The sequence below is a fragment of the Kitasatospora sp. NPDC092286 genome, assembly GCF_044755565.1.
In the GTDB taxonomy this organism is placed as follows: Bacteria; Actinomycetota; Actinomycetes; order Streptomycetales; family Streptomycetaceae; genus Kitasatospora.
The window spans coordinates 228,495-244,366 of record NZ_JBIVRD010000005.1 but is presented as its reverse complement, the minus strand read 5'-3'; the positions used below and the strand labels follow the sequence as shown (position 1 = coordinate 244,366).

General features: G+C 72.5%; 13 protein-coding genes and 1 pseudogene. 7 read left to right on the top strand and 7 right to left on the bottom strand.

All coding sequences use genetic code 11. From position 1 onward, the window contains the following. Nucleotides 1-104: 104 nt before the first annotated feature. The 3 genes from ACIQIB_RS07760 (at nucleotide 105) to ACIQIB_RS07750 (ending at nucleotide 2,480) form a co-directional block, all read left to right on the top strand. On the top strand, nucleotides 105-746 hold the full coding sequence (locus tag ACIQIB_RS07760) for a group II intron maturase-specific domain-containing protein (protein WP_400757229.1): 642 nt from the start codon (nucleotides 105-107) through the stop codon (nucleotides 744-746). 88 nt (nucleotides 747-834) lie between these two features. Next, nucleotides 835-1,479, top strand: coding sequence for a Tm-1-like ATP-binding domain-containing protein (locus ACIQIB_RS07755; protein WP_400757228.1), 645 nt, complete (start codon nucleotides 835-837; stop codon nucleotides 1,477-1,479). A gap of 176 nt (nucleotides 1,480-1,655) precedes the next feature. Next, on the top strand, nucleotides 1,656-2,480 hold the full coding sequence (locus ACIQIB_RS07750) for a phosphoenolpyruvate hydrolase family protein (protein ID WP_363605110.1): 825 nt from the start codon (nucleotides 1,656-1,658) through the stop codon (nucleotides 2,478-2,480). 66 nt (nucleotides 2,481-2,546) lie between these two features. Here the strand turns inward: ACIQIB_RS07750 and ACIQIB_RS07745 are convergent. Both ACIQIB_RS07745 and ACIQIB_RS07740 read right to left on the bottom strand, forming a co-directional pair. Next, nucleotides 2,547-2,736: pseudogene (locus ACIQIB_RS07745) on the bottom strand (epimerase); the annotation flags it as partial. Nucleotides 2,737-2,845: 109 nt separating this feature from the next. Continuing rightward, nucleotides 2,846-3,409 carry a histidine kinase gene (locus ACIQIB_RS07740; RefSeq protein ID WP_400757226.1) on the bottom strand — a complete coding sequence of 188 codons (564 nt, stop codon included), beginning with the start codon at nucleotides 3,407-3,409 and terminating at the stop codon, nucleotides 2,846-2,848. A gap of 380 nt (nucleotides 3,410-3,789) precedes the next feature. On the opposite strand from ACIQIB_RS07740, the gene ACIQIB_RS07735 reads away from it, so the two are divergent. Together ACIQIB_RS07735 and ACIQIB_RS07730 are read left to right on the top strand one after the other, a co-directional pair. Further along, nucleotides 3,790-3,969, top strand: coding sequence for a hypothetical protein (locus ACIQIB_RS07735; protein ID WP_363605107.1), 180 nt, complete (start codon nucleotides 3,790-3,792; stop codon nucleotides 3,967-3,969). Between the two features lie 126 nt (nucleotides 3,970-4,095). Further along, entirely contained in the window at nucleotides 4,096-7,419 is a 3,324-nt protein-coding gene (locus tag ACIQIB_RS07730; RefSeq protein WP_400757225.1) for a type 2 lanthipeptide synthetase LanM family protein, read from the top strand. Between the two features lie 102 nt (nucleotides 7,420-7,521). On the opposite strand, the gene ACIQIB_RS07725 is transcribed toward ACIQIB_RS07730, so the two are convergent. Continuing rightward, a complete protein-coding gene (locus ACIQIB_RS07725) occupies nucleotides 7,522-9,828 on the bottom strand; it encodes a M9 family metallopeptidase (RefSeq protein ID WP_400757224.1) in 2,307 nt (768 codons plus the stop codon). A gap of 204 nt (nucleotides 9,829-10,032) precedes the next feature. After that, entirely contained in the window at nucleotides 10,033-11,100 is a 1,068-nt protein-coding gene (gene tsaD, locus ACIQIB_RS07720) for a tRNA (adenosine(37)-N6)-threonylcarbamoyltransferase complex transferase subunit TsaD (RefSeq protein WP_400757222.1), read from the bottom strand. A 104-nt stretch (nucleotides 11,101-11,204) separates the two neighbouring features. Between tsaD and ACIQIB_RS07715 the strand changes: the two genes are divergently transcribed. Beyond that, complete coding sequence (locus ACIQIB_RS07715) at nucleotides 11,205-11,720, top strand: Fur family transcriptional regulator (protein ID WP_400757220.1); 516 nt, start codon at nucleotides 11,205-11,207, stop codon at nucleotides 11,718-11,720. 138 nt (nucleotides 11,721-11,858) lie between these two features. Beyond that, nucleotides 11,859-12,461 (top strand): superoxide dismutase, encoded by a 603-nt coding sequence (locus ACIQIB_RS07710; RefSeq protein ID WP_400650630.1) that lies wholly within the window; start codon nucleotides 11,859-11,861, stop codon nucleotides 12,459-12,461. 60 nt (nucleotides 12,462-12,521) lie between these two features. Here ACIQIB_RS07710 and ACIQIB_RS07705 read toward each other — a convergent pair whose 3' ends face one another. From ACIQIB_RS07705 to ACIQIB_RS07695, 3 genes are all read right to left on the bottom strand, one after another. After that, nucleotides 12,522-13,715: an XRE family transcriptional regulator gene (locus ACIQIB_RS07705; protein ID WP_400757218.1), complete on the bottom strand. Its 1,194-nt coding sequence runs from the start codon at nucleotides 13,713-13,715 to the stop codon at nucleotides 12,522-12,524. A 458-nt stretch (nucleotides 13,716-14,173) separates the two neighbouring features. Further along, nucleotides 14,174-14,503 (bottom strand): MazG-like family protein, encoded by a 330-nt coding sequence (locus ACIQIB_RS07700; RefSeq protein ID WP_363605099.1) that lies wholly within the window; start codon nucleotides 14,501-14,503, stop codon nucleotides 14,174-14,176. Between the two features lie 19 nt (nucleotides 14,504-14,522). After that, nucleotides 14,523-15,848 (bottom strand): UDP-glucose/GDP-mannose dehydrogenase family protein, encoded by a 1,326-nt coding sequence (locus ACIQIB_RS07695; RefSeq protein ID WP_363605098.1) that lies wholly within the window; start codon nucleotides 15,846-15,848, stop codon nucleotides 14,523-14,525. Nucleotides 15,849-15,872: the final 24 nt, after the last annotated feature.

The window sequence follows — 15,872 nt, the reverse complement described above, 5'->3', positions numbered from 1 at the left end:
CCTGACGGCTGGACGATGGGAGCCGTGTGAGCCGAGAGGCTCCCGCACGGTTCTGCGAGCGGCGGCGGGTGCAATTCCCGCCGCCGACTCACCTCATCGTGCTCGTGCACGGCACGAAGTCGGAGGCCGAAGCGATCAAGGCGGAGATCGGTGAACTGCTGGCCCGCAGGCTGAAGATGACCCTCTCCGACGAGAAGACCCACATCACCCACATCGACGACGGGTTCGTCTTCCTGGGCTTCCACATCCAGCGGAGGTCCTGGGGCGCCGGTCGCCGTGTCGTGCTCACCATCCCGTCCAAGCAGGCATTGGCGTCGGTGATGCACAAGATCAAGAAACTGACGGGGCGGGGCATGACCTCGCTCTCGTTGGAGGAGGTGCTGCGGACGGTCAACCCGGTCCTTCGGGGCTGGGCGGCCTACTTCCGCTACGGCGTCTCCAAGAAGACGTTCTCCTACCTCGGCTGGTACGCGTGGTGGAGGCTAATTCACTGGATTCGCTACAAGCATCCCCACCTGACCTGGAAACAGCTGCGGCGCCGCTTCTACGGGGCTGACCGCATCACGGAGGGCGGAATCGTCCTCTACAACCCGGCGAAGATGCGGGTCGAGCGCTACCGCTTCCGCGGAGCGCAGATCAGCACGCCCTACAACATCGACGAGGTCAATCCGGACGGGGCTCGCTTCCGCCGGACCAGCCACGACGATGTGGCCTTCGTCGGCCAGGTCAGCGAATACCTCGCCTGATCCATCGGATCACGTGGAGAGCCGGATGCTCGGCCAACGGGCACGTCCGGTTCGGCGGGCGGGGATGGGAAAACCGACACCCGAGAGGGTGCACGGCGTCCCGTCCCCGACCCAACACGAGGTCCTGGTGTTCCACGCCACCGGGGCCGGTGGGCGGGCACTGGAGAAGCTCGCCGCCGGCGGCTTCCTGGCCGGAGTCCTGGACCTCACCACCACCGAACTCGCGGACGAACTGGTCGGCGGCGTGCTGAGCGCCGGGCCCGACCGGCTCACCGCCGCCGGGCGGGCGGGCGTTCCGCAGGTGGTCGCGCCGGGGGCGCTGGACATGGTCAACTTCGGCCCCCGGGAGAGCGTTCCGGAGCGTTTCGCCGAGCGGCACCTGCTCGTCCACAACCCCACCGTGACGCTGATGCGCACCACGGCCGAGGAGATGGCGGTGCTCGGCACCACCATCGGGCAGAAGCTGGCCGCCGCCCGCGGCCCGGCGGCGGTTCTCTGGCCGCTCGGCGGGGTGTCCGCGGTGGACGCGCCGGGCGGGCCGTTCCACGACCCGGACGCCGACCGGGCCGGGCTCGCGTCGCTGCGTACCGCGCTGGCGGGCGGCGCCGTCGAGCTGCGGGAGGTGGACGCGCATGTGAACGACCCGGCCTTCGCCGTCGCGGCCGCTGACCATCTGCACCGGCTGATCACCGCTCAGGACCGTGCACAGGGCCGTTCGCCCGCCCTGGCCTGAGCCGTGGCCCGGCCTGAGGCGCGCGCCGACTTGAGGTGCGCTGGCCTGAAGCGCGCGCCGGCCCGAAACGCCGTCGCGCCGATGCCTGAGCCGTCGAACCGCCGAACCGTCGAAACCACTGGGCCCGGCCCGTTCCGCGCAGCCCGGATCCACCCGACCGAAGAGGAGCCCCACCCGTGAACCGCACCGAAGCCCTGGCCCGACTGACCGCGCAGGTCACCGCCGGACGGCCCGTCATCGGGGCCGGCGCCGGTACCGGCCTCTCCGCCAAGTGCGCGGAGGCCGGCGGCGTCGACCTGCTGATCATCTACAACTCCGGCCGCTACCGGATGGCCGGCCGCGGTTCGCTGGCGGGCCTGCTGCCGTACGGCGACGCCAACGCCATCGTGCTGGAGATGGCGGGGGAGGTGCTGCCGGTGGTCCGGGAGGTGCCGGTGCTCGCCGGGGTGTGCGGGACCGACCCCTTCCGGATCATGGGCAACTTCCTCGACCAGCTGAAGGCCGTCGGCTTCACCGGCGTGCAGAACTTCCCCACGGTCGGGCTGTTCGACGGCAAGTTCCGGGAGAACCTGGAGGAGACCGGGATGGGCTTCGGCCTGGAGATCGACATGATCCGCCAGGCCCACGAGCGTGACCTGCTCACCGCCCCGTACGTGTTCGACCCGGAGCAGGCCGCCGAGATGGCCCGGGCCGGCGCGGACGTCCTCGTGCCGCACGTCGGGCTCACCACCAAGGGCTCCATCGGTGCGGCCACCGCGCTCACCCTCGACCAGGCCGCCGCCGCGGTGCAGGAGATGCACGACGCCGCGAAGCGGGTCAACCCGGACATCATCGTGCTCTGCCACGGCGGGCCGATCGCCGAACCCGAGGACGCCCGCTACGTCCTGGAGCACACCTCGGGGATCGCCGGCTTCTTCGGGGCCTCCTCCATGGAGCGCCTCCCCACCGAACGCGCCATCACCGAGCAGGCCCGCGCGTTCAAGTCCCTCCCGCTGGGCTGAGCCCGGGGCCGGGCCGGGGCCGGGCACCAGGTGCGGCGAGTGCCGTGCGTGGTGCGCCGGCCCGCTTCAGCCGGCGGCGGCCGGAGCCGCCGCCGGCCAGGCGCGGTACCAGGCGAGGGTGTCGTCGAGGCTGCGCCCGAGCGGGGTGGGCCGGACGCCGAAGGCCTGCTCGAACGCGGTCGAGTCCAGCTATCTGGGCCTCGGTGTGCTGGTAGAACATCTCCGCGTACTCGGCCACGAACTGCTCGTCGAAGGGGCGCGCCCAGCTGGAACTGCTGGCGGACGCCTACGGGCTGCACTGACGGGTCCGGTCCGGTCCGCCCCGCCCTGGTCCGGGCGGCGGGCGCCCGTGGTGGTTCGGCCGCTCAGCGGTCGGCGGCACCCGGTTCGCCGGGCGTGCCCGGTGCCTCCGATGCCCCCGCGTCCTCCCGGTCCTCCCCGTCCTCCTCGGCCCGCCGTTCGGCCGCACGGACCTGCTCGTCGAACGCGTCCGCGCCGATCCGCTCGACCGTGGCCCCGTACCGGGCGGCGAGCTCGTCGGCCGGAGCCGGGGACGCCTCCCTGAGTTCCAGGACCAGCAGCGCCGCGCCGGCCGGGACGCGGGGGGAGAGCATGATCAGGCCGGCGCCGGTGGTCGTGGCGCGGCCCTCCTCGGCGGCGTTGCCGAGCGCGGCGCCGGCGGCGAACCCCAGCAGCGCGCCGATCGGGCCGCCCAGCATCCCGACCAGGCCGCCGACCAGTCCGGAGCCCACGGTCGCCACGCCCGCCCCGCGGGTGAAGCCGTCCCTGGGCTCCAGCAGGCCGTCGGCGCCGCGCTCCAGCACCGCGGCCTGACGGAGCCCGGGCAGCTGCTGGGCCTCCTCGAAGGCCGGGTGGCACGCGGCGCTGTCCCGGAAGGTGAGAAGGACGACGTTGTGCAGGTCGGTCATCGTGCTCCGATCGGGTCGGCGCAGGGTCTTCCACGGACCTCCATCGTGACCGGAGCCGCCGAGCGGTGCCACAGGAAGGCGGCGTCGCAGGAAAGGCACCGATCTCCCCAGGGCGCGCGGGTTCAAACGTCATGCCCGGTTCAACCGCTCGTCATCGTTCGGAATTCGGTCAGGTGCATGGCGACTCCGGCAGGGCCGGGCCAGCGAAGGTGCGCCGTCGGCGTGCGGAAGACGGGGCCGGGGCGGGGGCGGAACGGTTCGGCGATCCTGGCCGGAACTCGAACGGGTGAATTCCTGAGACCTGGTGTGACGGGTGGGGCGCTGGGAGGATCCGGAGCTCAGCGAGTCCGTACCGGACTCGAACTCCTGTAGGAGGCATCATGCAGCCCACGGCGGAGCAGGTTCGCGCGCTCAAGGACGAGGACTTCCGACTGACCCTCGGCCAGGGCCACCAGGCCCACCCGGCCGGCGACCCGGCGGGCGAGGTGTACGTCACCGCGGCGGTGCAGTCCAGCACCTGCGGCTCGCCCTCCAGTTGTGCGCGCATCTGTAGCTTCTGAGCCACCGGCTCACGAGGCGTCCCCGGTGCCTGCGCCGGGGGCGCCCCGCCCCGCTGCCGAGGGGCCCCCGACCCGACTCCGGCCGAGCGGAACCGAGCAGAACCGAACAGAGAGGCGGCCCAGCCCGTGGTCGACGCGTCCGAACTCCGACGGGCTGCGGCCCTAGCCGTACCGCTGGCCCGGCGTGGCCGGGCGGGGAGCGGTGCCGCGTCCGGGCCGGAGCCCGAGGACGCGGGCGGGCGGGTGGAGCGGGCCGCGCGGATCCTCGACCGCTGGCGGGCCCAGCCGCCGTTCGACCGGGACGGCTGGTTCGAGCGCCGGCTCGCCGCCGACGGGCTCGACGCCGACGCGCTGCGCGCCCTGCTCGCCGAGACCCCCGAAGCCCTGGCCGCCCGCCTCGGCCGGACCGGGGCGGGCCCCACGGCGGACTCCGGGGCGGGCCCAGAAGCCGACCCCGAGCCGTGGGTCGAACACCTCGCCGCCGCCTTCGAGGCGTCCCCGGCCCCCGAGCCGCTGGAGATCCCCGAAGACCACGCCTTCGCCGCGCTCGCCGGACCCCTGCTGGCCGCCGCCCGCGATCGCCTGTGCGCGGGCATCGCCGCCCTCGCCGCCGAGTCCCCCGAAACGGCCGCGCTCGGCGCCCCCGAGAGGCTCACCGCGCTGGTCACGCCCGCACTCACGGCCTCCGCCCACACGACGGCCGTCCGCACCGTGATCACCGAACTCCACGTCGCCCGGATCGCCGGCGGGCTGACCGGTGACACCCCCGAAGCGCGGTACCGCGGCTTCCTGGACCGGATCACCGCGCCCGAGCAGGCGCTCCTGCTCCTCGCCGAATACCCCGTCCTGGCCCGCCGCCTCACCGTGGCCGCCGAGCAGTGGACGGAGACCGGCCTCGCCCTGTTCCGCCGCCTCGCCGCCGACCTCCCCGCGATCTCCCGCACCTTCGCCGACGGCCGCCCGCTCGGCCGGCTCACCGAACTCACCACCGGCCTCGGCGACCCCCACCGGGGCGGCGCCACCGTCTGCGGGCTGCGGTTCGAGCACGAGGGGCACACCACCCGGATCATCTACAAACCACGCCCGCTCGGCGCCGAACTGCACTTCCAGCAACTGCTGCGGTGGATCAACCCGCGCCTTCGGCTGCCCCTCCTCGACCTGGCCTACCTGGCCGGAGACTGCTACGGCTGGACGGCCCACGTCACCGCCGAACCAGCCCGCGACCAGGACGAGTTGAGCGCCTTCTACCACCGGGCCGGCGTCCTCGCCGCGCTGCTCCACCTCCTCGACGCGGTGGACTGCCACGCCCAGAACCTGCTCGCCGTCCGCGACCAGCCGGTACTGATCGACCTGGAGGCACTGCTCCACCCCGACCTGCACGAGCCCACCAAGGACCTCTCCGAGTCCGAACGCCTCGCCCGCCACGACGCCCTGCACTCGGTGCTCCGCTCCGGCCTGCTGCCCGAACGGATGTGGGACGAGAACGGCAACGGCGGCACCGACCTCTCGGCGCTCGGCTGGGACCCGGACACGCTGCCGCCGCGCGCGGTGCCCGTCCTGGCCGGCGAGGGCACCGACGAACTGCGCCTCGAATACCGGCGGATGCCCGTCGAGGCGGCCGGCAGCCGCCCGGTCCCGCCCGGGCAGCCGCTGCGGCCCGCCGACTTCGCCGCCGAGCTGGAGGCCGGCTTCACCGAGGCGTACCAGGTGCTGGCGGGGGAGAAGGAGCCGGTCCGTGGGCTGCTGCGGGCCTTCGCGGCGGACGAGACCCGGCTGCTGCGCCGCGACACCCTGGAGTACCGCAGCCTGCTGACCACCGGCTGCCACCCCGACCTGCTGCGCGACGCGCTGGACCAGGACCGTCACTTCGACCGGCTCTGGGCACTCGCCGCCTGGGAGGGCCACGCGCTCGCCTTCGTCGAGCACGAGCGCGCCGACCTCTGGCGTGGCGACGTGCCGGTCTTCACCATCCGCCCGGACGGCGTGGACGCCCGCGCCGCGAGCGGGGCCGTCATCCCCGGGGTCGCGGCCCGGCCCGCACTGGAGCTGGCCCTCGCCAAGGTGGACCGGCTCGGCCCCGAGGACCTCGCGCGCCAGGTGCAGCTGCTGCGGCTCTCCGTGACCACGGCCGACGGAGCCCGCGAACCGCGCCGCCCGGCCGCCGCACCGCGGCATGCCGCGCCCCGGCACACCGCACCACAGAACGCCGCACCACAGGACCCCGCAGCGCTCGACCGGCTGCGAACCCGCGCCCTGGCCAAGGCGGTCGAGGCCGGTGAGCAGCTGCTGCGCGAGGCGTACCGGGGGCGCGCGGACCTCGCCTGGGCCGGTCCGAACTGGGCCCCGCCCGGCCGCTGGGCCCCGGCCGAACTCGGCCCGGACCTCTACAGCGGAACGGCCGGCGTCGCGCTCTTCCTCCACCAACTCGCCCTGGCCGGAGGCGATCCGGCGCACCGGGCCGCCGCCCGCGCGGCCGGGACGACGCTCCGCCAGCAGATCCGGCGACGGGCCGACCGGCTCGGCGGCGGCCTGGCCGGCACCGGCGGCCTGCTCTACACCCTGGCCCAGCTCGCCGCCGACCACCCCGACGCCGAACTCGACGCCCTCGGCGAGCTGTTGGTCGCCCGGGCCGCCGCCACCGCGGGCGAGGACACCTGCTACGACCTGATCGCGGGCAGCGCGGGCACCATCGGCGGCCTCGCCGCCTGGGGCGCGGTGCGCCCCGGCCCGGCGGTGACCGACGCACTGGCCCGCTGCGCGGAGCGGCTGGTCGTGCAGGCCCGGCCGCACCCCGAAGGCGGGACCGGCTGGCTGCCCGCCACCCTGGTCGACGCCGTGGACCGCCCGCTCGCCGGGTTCGCCCACGGCGGCTCCGGCGTCGCCTGGGCGCTGGCCCGGGCCGGACACCTGCTCGGTGACGCCCGGCTGCCCGAACTCGCCCTCGGCGCCCTGGAGTACGAGCGCACGCTGTTCGACCCGGCCGCCGCCAACTGGCGTGACGTACGGGAGGACGGCACGCCGGAAGCGCCGTCCCACCCCGTTCTCTGGTGCCACGGCGCGGCCGGCATCGCCCTGGCCCGGGTCGAGCTGGCCGGGCTGCTCACCGGTCTGCCGGACGGCGAGGGCGAGGTGCTCCGCAAGGAGCGCGACACCGCCCTGGACACCGTGGTCCGACACGGTTTCGGCCTCAACTTCTCCCTCTGCCACGGCGATTTCGGCAACCTGGAACCCCTGCTGCTGGCCGGCGGCCACTGGCGCGCGGCCGGCCTGCGGCAGGCCGGCGCCACCCTGGACGCCCTCGACCGGCGCGGCTGGGTCTGCGGCCTCCCGCACGGCGTCCACAGCCCGTCCCTGCTGGTCGGCCTGGCCGGCATCGGCCACGGCCTGCTCCGCCTCGCCGCCCCGGACACCGTCCCCGCCGTGCTCGCCCTCCACCCGCCGGTCCGTTGAGGCGTATCTGAGGCCCGCTGCTCGTCGAGTGGTCGGCGGGAGCCGAACGCCGAGGAGGGCCCTGCGGTAACCGCAGGGCCCTCCAAGCACTATGACGTCATGTCAGCTGGTCTTGTACTGCGTGGTGACGGTCGCCCCGCTGAAGCCCTGCTGGGCGTAGAGGCTGAAGTACACCCAGCCGGACGGCGGGTTGGCGATGGTGAGGCTCTCGCCGTTGCCGGGGTTGGCGGACTTCTTCAGGTAGGAGCCGGTGGTGGCCCAGCTGCCGCCGTTGTAGTAGAGGTCGGCGTTGCCGGTGCCGCCGCTGCTGGTGATGGTCAGCTCCTTCACCCCGGCCGGCAGGTTCAGGAACATGTAGCTGTAGTTGCCGGTGGTGGCCGCGACGCCGTCCCGGCGGCAGTTCTGGTCGAACTGGCGGGGGTCGGCGATGGTGCAGAGCGGGGCCTGGACGGGCGGCACGGTGCCGCACTTGTCGGCCGCGCAGGCGGTCAGCCAGGTGGCGAAGTCGGCGTCGTACCGGGTGCCGATGGTGCTGGTGAGCAGCGTGCGGGCACCGGCCCAGTCGCCGGCCCGGTACTTGGCGAGCACCGCGTCCACGTCCTGCGGGTGCGACTGGAGCATGTAGCGCACCGCCAGGTAGCCCCACTGGTAGATCCGGGTGGAGTCGGCGTTGTCATAGGTGGTGTCGAAGAGCTGGCTCAGCTTGTAGGTGCCCTTGCCGGCCTCGGCGACCGCCTTGTCGTAGTGCTCGTTGCGGTAGCTGTACGAGACGTACTCGGCGAGCCCCTCGACCCACCAGATGGTCGGGGTCACCATGCCGGCCTCGAAGTCGCCGTACATGTCGTAGCGGCCGTCGAGGTAGTGGGTGTACTCGTGGTTGAGGTTCCAGATCTGGAAGTCGGGGCGCAGCCAGTCGGCCTCGTGGGCGATGAAGCGGGCCTGGTTGCCGGCCTTGGCCGGGTCGCCCTCCTCGTACATGCCGCCGTTGTCGACGGCGATGTTGTACATGTTCCAGGCGTAGAGGGTGTACTCGTAGTAGTCGTGGAAGACGACGACCTCAAGGCTGGTGTTGACGTCGTTGGCGACCGGGCCCTTGTCCTTGACCACCTTGTGGAAGAACGCGTCCTGGTTGATCAGGCTGGTGCAGGTGTCGGCGAGCTGGGCCGGGGTCATCTGCTGCGCGCGGATGCGCAGGTTGGGGTTGCAGGTGTGGTCGACGGTCAGCACCAGCGGGACGAGCCGGGTGGGCAGGTCGCAGATGCCGTAGTAGGAGCAGCTGCCGGTGTCGCGCTTCTCGGCGTACCAGACCAGGTTCATGGTGAGCGGGCCGGTGGCGCCGACCAGCGGGTAGCGGTTGATCAGGTCCTTGACCAGCGGCCGGGCCTGGGGCTTGAGCGGGGCGGAGTTGAGCAGGTTGCCGACCTGGATGCCGATGTCGGTGGCGAGGTCGCTGCCGGTGAGCATCGAGCTGTTGCGGGTGACGAAGGAGGTCATCGTGGTGGCGAAGCCCGGGTCGGCCTGCAGGGCGGCGGTGAACTCGGGCAGCTCGACGCCGCGTTCGATGACGGTCTTGGTGTTGGCGACGGCGTCGTACATCGCGCCGGTCCAGGAGCCGGTGTAGTCGGTCAGCAGGCGCTTGACGACGCCGGTGTAGCGGGCGTTCTCCTGGGCGCTGTCGATCAGGGTGACGGCCTCGGCCAGCGTGGCACCGTTGGCCTGGCTGACGTCCTTGCTGTGCGGGGCGGCGAAGAAGGCGTCCAGCGCGCCGCGGATGGAGGTCTGGAGCGCGGTGCCGTACGGGCCGACGACGTCGCCGTGGTACCACTGCACGTAGTAGCCGGCGCGCAGGAAGAGCACCAACTGCCCGGCGGAGGTGGAGTTGTCGCCGGGGTAGCCGGTGGCGGTGTCGCGCAGGGCGTCGGCGACGGAGACCATCTGGGCCTCGCGGAAGGCGTTCTTGGCGTCGTCGCCGGTGAGGTTGAACAGCGTGTTGACGCAGTCCAGTCCGGCGGCCTTGACCTGCTGGACCAGCGCGCTGCCGGACTTGCCGGTGAAGGCGGAGACGTCGCAGGCCGCGGCGGTCGCGGAGGGGGAGGCCGCGAGGTTCCTGGCGGCCTTGGTGGCCGGGGCGCTGGCCGGCTGCGGGGCGGCGGGCCTGTCGGCGTCGGCCGAGGCGAGCGGCCGTCCGTCCGGCTTCGCGTCGGGGGACTTGGGGACCGGGATCGCGCGCGGGGCGGCCGGGCGGTCGGCGCCGCTCGTGCCGGTGGTGCCGGTGGTGCTGCCGGGGCCGGCCGTCGGGACGGGGGCGGCCTGGCTCCGCGGGGCGAAGAGGCCGAGGGCGAGGAAGAGTGCGACGGCCAGCGCCAGCACTCGGCCCGCCTGGGCCGTACATATCCGGAAGGGGCGCATCTGTGGGGGCCTCCGGGGCCGTTGTGGTCGCGAGTTGGGGGGGGGTGCGACCAATTGATGTGTGACATGTAAAATGGCACATGTCGCCGTGTGGCGGGAAGGCCTGGGCGAGGATTGCCCTCCGGCGAAACCGAAACGTTGTCAGATGCGGCCCGCGGCGGCCGGGGAATGGTCGAGCACGACCCAAGCGGGGTCAAGTGGGGCTCAGGCCGCGGAGGTTCGGGCCTCCGGGGTCAGCGCGGCGTACTCCAGCGGGGCGGACGGGTCGATCGACAGGTTCGCGGGGGCGGGCGCGGCGCCGGCGCGGACCAGCAGGTCGCCGATGGCGGCGACCATGGCGCCGTTGTCGGTGCAGAGCCGCAGCGGCGGCACCCGCAGGGCGACACCGGCGGCGGCGCAGCGCTGCTCGGCGAGCGCCCGGACCCGTGAGTTGGCCGCGACGCCGCCGACCACCACCAGGGTGGAGATGCCGTGGTCGGTGCAGGCGCGGACGGCCTTGCGGGTGAGCACGTCGGCGATCGCCTCCTGGAGGGCGGCGGCCGCGTCGGGGACGTGCGGCTCGGTGCCGGCCGCGCGATGGCCCTCCACCCAGCGGGCGGCGGCGGTCTTGAGGCCGGAGAAGGAGAACGCGTACGGGTCGTCGCGCGGCCCGGTGAGCGGGCGCGGGAGCCGGACGGCGCCCGGGTCGCCGTCGCGGGCCGCGCGGTCGATGGCGGGCCCGCCGGGGTAGGGCAGGCGCAGGATCCGCGCGACCTTGTCGAAGCACTCGCCGGCCGCGTCGTCCAGGGTGTCGCCGAGGTGGACGATCGGGTCCCGGGCCAGGTCGCGGACCAGCAGCAGCGAGGTGTGCCCGCCGGAGACGATCAGCACCACGCAGGGGTCGGGCAGCGGTCCGCCGTCCAGCGTCGCGGCGGCGACGTGCCCGGCCAGGTGGTGCACCCCGTACAGCGGGACGCCGAGCGAGAAGGCGTAGCTCTTGGCGGCGGCCACCCCGACCTGGAGTGCCCCGGAGAGCCCGGGGCCGGTGGTGACCGCGACGGCGCCGACGTCGGCCAGGGCGAGCCCGGCCCGGTCCAGCGCCTCGCGGACCACCGGCGCCATCGCGTGCACATGGGCGCGGGCGGCGATCTCGGGCACCACCCCGCCGAAGCGGGCGTGCTCGTCCATGCTGGAGGCCACCGCCTGCCCGAGCAGCCGGCCGTCCCGGACGAGACCGGCGCCGGTCTCGTCGCAGGAGGACTCGATCCCCAGCACCACCGGCGATCCCGCCACCGAAGCTCACCCGACCCATACAGCTCGTACTGCTCAGCAAAAGTAGTTGCACATATTGTGCAATAAGGTGGGCAGGGTCCGGGGCGGGGGTGCGAGGAGACGTGATGGGCGGCGCGGTGGCGGGCGGAGTCGGGTCGACGGTCGGGTCGGGGAGCGTGCCGCCGGCGCGGACCGAACGGGCCGGTACGGCGCGGGCCTGCCGGAGCGGCCCGGACGTCGCGGAGGCCTGCCGGGAGCTGCTGCGCTCCGGCGGCGGCCGCTGCACCGGGCCCCGGCTGCTGGTGCTCGCCGCCCTGCGCGAGCACGGCGGCCATCTCACGGTGGCCGGGATCCACCGCCGGATCGCCGAGAGCGGCGCCTGCGTCAGCGTCTCCACCGTCTACCGCGCGGTCGAGCGGCTGGCCGAGCTGGACCTGGTGCACGGCGTCCGCGGCCTCGGCGGCGAGCTCAGCTACGGCCTGGTCGGCGAGCCGCACCACCACGCGCTCTGCGCGGTCTGCGGGGCGGTCTCCGAGTTCCCCTACGAGCTGCTGGCCGGCGCGGTGGCGGACACCGCCCGGCGGACCGGCTTCCGGCTGGAGTCACTGGTCGTCAACGGGGTCTGCCCGGACTGCCAGTGACGCGCCGCCCGCCGGGCCCCGGGGTGATGGCCGCGATCGGTTCGCTGAGGCATATGCTTCGTTATTGCAAGTGATACGCAATAGTGTTGTTCCGGCACGATCGCCATCGTTGAACTCGCCGAAAGGGGCCGTGTCCTGATGGGCACCTACTCGCTTCCCGACCTTCCGTACGACTACTCCGCGCTCGAGCGGGCGATGTCCGCCGAGATCCTGGAGCTGCACCACTCCAAGCACCACGCCGCCTACGTCAAGGGCGCCAACGACACCCTGGAGCAGCTGGCCGAGGCCCGCGACAAGGAGCAGTTCGGCGGCCTGGTGGGTCTGCAGAAGACCTTCGCCTTCCACCTGTCCGGCCACGTGCTGCACTCCCTCTTCTGGGAGAACCTCTCCCCGGAGGGCGGCGACCGCCCCGAGGGCGAGCTGGCCGACGCGATCACCGAGCACTTCGGCAGCTTCGAGGCGTTCAAGAAGCAGCTCACCAGCGCCACCACCGGCGTCCAGGGCTCCGGCTGGGGCATCCTGTCCTGGGAGCCGCTCGGCCGGCGCCTGATCGTCGAGCAGGTCTACGACCACCACGGCAACGTCGGCCAGGGCACCACCCCGCTGCTGGCCTTCGACGCCTGGGAGCACGCCTACTACCTGCAGTACCGCAACGTCCGCCCCGACTACGTCACCCGCCTGTGGGACGTCGTCAACTGGCAGGACGTCTCGTCCCGCTTCGCGGCCGCCAAGACCGTCTGACCTGATTCAGGCGGCAGGGAAGGTCCCGGACCGGTCGGGCGGTCCGGGACCTTCCCTGCGTCAGGGGAGCCGCAACAGCGCCGTCCGGTGCTTCCAGGCAAGCCGCAGGAGTGCCGCACCGGCGGGCTGCATCGGCTCCGTGCCGGTGAGGCGGTCCACCTGCTCAGCCGTGAACGGGATGCCCGCCGACCGCCCTGTCGCATCGTCCAGTCCGACGCGACGACCTTCCTCGTTGCCGGAGACGATGCGCCGGAACGTCTCGTCGAACAGGTCGGCGTCGAACACGGCCACGGTGAGCATGTCGGTGACGAAGGTCAGTGGGTCCATCCCGAGGCCCAGCCAGAACACCCGCAGGCTGCCGTCCTCACGCGCTGCGGTGAGCGTCTTGTCGAGTGGCCAGGCGGCGTAGTCGATGGGTGCCTTGTCGCTCCCGTAGTCCTCGGTGTTGCCGAGCAGTTCCTCGCTCAGCTCCCTGAGGACGGCCCGCCAGAGATCGAAGTCGTTCTCCTCGTTCCACGGTGCGTCGTGCGAGGCCTGGAACATCCCGACCGGCATCACCTGGTAGAGGCCGCCGCCACTGGCGACCTTCCCGGGGTCACGCCAGTGCAGCACGAACTCCGCGTCGCCGGTTTGACGATCGTGCCGGATCGTCAACGTGCTGGTGGCCGCCATGACGGGGCGGCGCGTGAGGTCGGTCGGATCGGCGATGGCGGCCCGGAAGGGCGTGGCGGCAAGGCTCACTGGCCCATCCGGACCCGCCAGGACGGCTGCGGCGTACTCGTGCGCAACGGCCTCACAGATGTTGATGACGTCGAAGTACTGGCCGCGCCCGAAGGTCAGCACCGGTCCGGCGACGGACGTCTCGACATCAAGCAGGCGGTAGCAGCTTCGGTTCTCGAACAGCCTGGGTTTGGCAAGATCCCGAACCGCGTCGGCGTAGCGGCGACAGGTCGTTCCGTCCTGCTGGCGCGGGCGGATGTGATCCAGCTCGGGTCCGCCACCGTCCACAGGTGCTGCGGGCGTGTCCGGCTGCCAGCGCAGTCGGACACGCTCCAGTGGCACCGGCTGCTCCGGAATCCAGTGCCGGCGGGCAAGTAGAGGTGTTCCAGGGACCAGGTGGTCGGGAGGGCTCTCGGCCAGGAGTCGGCTGGTCAAGGCGAAGCGGTGATCATTCAGGAAGGCTCGAACCCGCTGCCACTGTTCCCTGCTGTCCAACGAGTTCGGCCGGTCATCTGCCACGGGCGCGCTGGGCACGACGCTCCTTCTTTGTATACAAGTGCGACGACTCGTGCCCGGTTACGGGCTGAGCAACCGGTCGCGGTACTTCCAGGTCAGAGCCAAGCATGCTGCGCCAGGCGGCGCCATGGGTTCGTCTCTGATGAACTGTGAGACGTTCTGTTCGGTGAAAGGGATACCACTTGAGATGTCCCGGCCGTTCCACTCGGTGATCGTCCCAGACGTCCACCGTCACACGGTGGGCGTGGACTGTTGCTGGTGGAGGCGATGGCGCATGCCTGGGGGTGGCATCCGGCGGGGGCGGGCAAGGTCGGGTGGTTCGAGTACCTGGAAACCTGCGAGGCGCCGTGCCCCCACACGTGGGGGCACGGCGCGTGACCTGCACTCTCCGCGCGAGGTGGCGAAACACCTCGCCGCTCTTCCGGGTGCGTGGTCGTGCCGCCTGCCACCGGACGGCAGCCGTCCGGTGGCGAGGGTCAGGTGGCGGCCGCCGCCTCGCGTCCCCGGCGGGTGCGGCGGTGGAAGATCTCGGTGAACGTTTGGCGCCAGCCGTGGGGGTCGACGTAGTGCATGGCGATCACGGACGCGATGACGGCGCCGGTCAGGTCGTTCTGCACCTCGGCCCACGAGTGGATGTCGGTGCAGGTGGTGAGTCCCTTCAAGCCGTGCAGGGCGTGCATGGCTTCGCCGGCTTCCTCGCCGACCTTTCCGATCTGAAGGGCTCTCAGTTCCTCCAGGGGCAGCTCGGCGCCGGCGACGCGGCACACGGCGGACAGCTTCTCGATCGCGTCGAAGAGATCTTCCATTGCCGTGACCCTTTCCTGGTTACCGGGTGGGTTGGGGTCGGCCAAGCTGGTGGACGGCCCATCCGTGGGTGCGCCACAGGTCGGCGTCCAGGACGTTCCGCAGGTCGATGACCAGCGGGTTTTGCACCAGCGACCGGAGCTCGGTGGGGTTGGCGTCGCGGAACTGCGGCCACTCGGTGCCGATCACGACCGCGTCCGCGTCGCGGGAGGCTTCGGCGGTGGTGTCGGCGTAGTCGAGTTCGGGGTGCCGGACGATTGCGGTCGCGTTCGCGTGCGGGTCGTGGACGGTGACCTGCGCGCCTCGGGTGTGCAGCAGTGAGGCCAGAGCGAGTGCGGGGGATTCGCGGACGTCGTTGGTGCCGGCCTTGAAGGACGCGCCCCACATGGCGATCCGAGCGCCGTTCAGGGGCCGCGCCAGGTGGGCTTCGACCAGGGCGGCGGCGGAGTGCGGCCGGTTCTCGTTGATGCGCTCGGCCGCCCTCAGCAACTCGGCGGCGTCGTTCGCGCCGAGGTGAGCGGCGGAGGCGGTGAACGCCCGGACGTCCTTGGGCAGGCAGCCACCGCCGTAGCCGATGCCGGGCTGCATTCCGCCGGCGCCGATACGCGGGTCCATGCCGAGGGCCCGCACCAGGGTGATCACGTCGGCACCGGCGGCGGTGCACATGTCCGCGACGGCGTTGACGAACGACACCTTGAGGCCGAGAAAGGTGTTCGCGGCGCCCTTGATCAGCTCGGCCGTCTCCGGGGTGGTGACGAACAGCGGGCAGCCGTCCGCCAGAATCGGCGCGAACACCTCACGCACGACGGCTTCGGCGTCAGGGCTGGTGAGCCCGGCCACCAGCCGATCCGGGCGAAGGGTGTCCTCGACGGCGTGGCCTTCGCGCAGGAACTCGGGGTTCCACACGACGTGGACGGCTTCGCCGGCCGGGGCGAGCCGCTGCACAAGCCGCGTCAGGTGGGCGGTGGTGCCGACGGTGACGGTCGACTTCCCGATGATCGTGCACGGCCGCGTCAGGTGCGTCGCGAGCGTCCGAGCGGCCCCGAAGACCTGTCCCGGGTCGTAGGACCGGCCGTCGGCGTCGATCGGGGTTCCGACCGCGAGGAAGTGCACGTCAGCGAACGCGGCGGCCTCGGCGATGCTGGTCGTGAACCGCAGTTGCCCGGAGCCGGTGTGTTTGGCGAGCAGTTCGGGCAGCCCGGCTTCGAAGATCGGGGCTTCGCCCTGGTTGAGCTGGTCGATCTTGGCTGCGTCGAGATCGACGCCCAGGACTTCGTGGCCGAGGTGGGCCATTCCGGCGGCGTGGGGGATGCCGAGGTGGCCGCAGCCGATCACGGAAACGCGCATCGTGGTCCTTGTCGGATGGAGTGG

Bases quoted from the DNA above. Each gene is read 5' to 3' on its own strand.
- ACIQIB_RS07740 (WP_400757226.1), bottom strand. From the start codon at position 3,409: ATGACCGACCTGCACAACGTCGTCCTTCTCACCTTCCGGGACAGCGCC.
- ACIQIB_RS07735 (WP_363605107.1), top strand. From the start codon at position 3,790: ATGCAGCCCACGGCGGAGCAGGTTCGCGCGCTCAAGGACGAGGACTTC.
- ACIQIB_RS07725 (WP_400757224.1), bottom strand. From the start codon at position 9,828: ATGCGCCCCTTCCGGATATGTACGGCCCAGGCGGGCCGAGTGCTGGCG.
- ACIQIB_RS07715 (WP_400757220.1), top strand. From the start codon at position 11,205: ATGGGCGGCGCGGTGGCGGGCGGAGTCGGGTCGACGGTCGGGTCGGGG.
- ACIQIB_RS07710 (WP_400650630.1), top strand. From the start codon at position 11,859: ATGGGCACCTACTCGCTTCCCGACCTTCCGTACGACTACTCCGCGCTC.
- ACIQIB_RS07700 (WP_363605099.1), bottom strand. From the start codon at position 14,503: ATGGAAGATCTCTTCGACGCGATCGAGAAGCTGTCCGCCGTGTGCCGC.
- ACIQIB_RS07695 (WP_363605098.1), bottom strand. From the start codon at position 15,848: ATGCGCGTTTCCGTGATCGGCTGCGGCCACCTCGGCATCCCCCACGCC.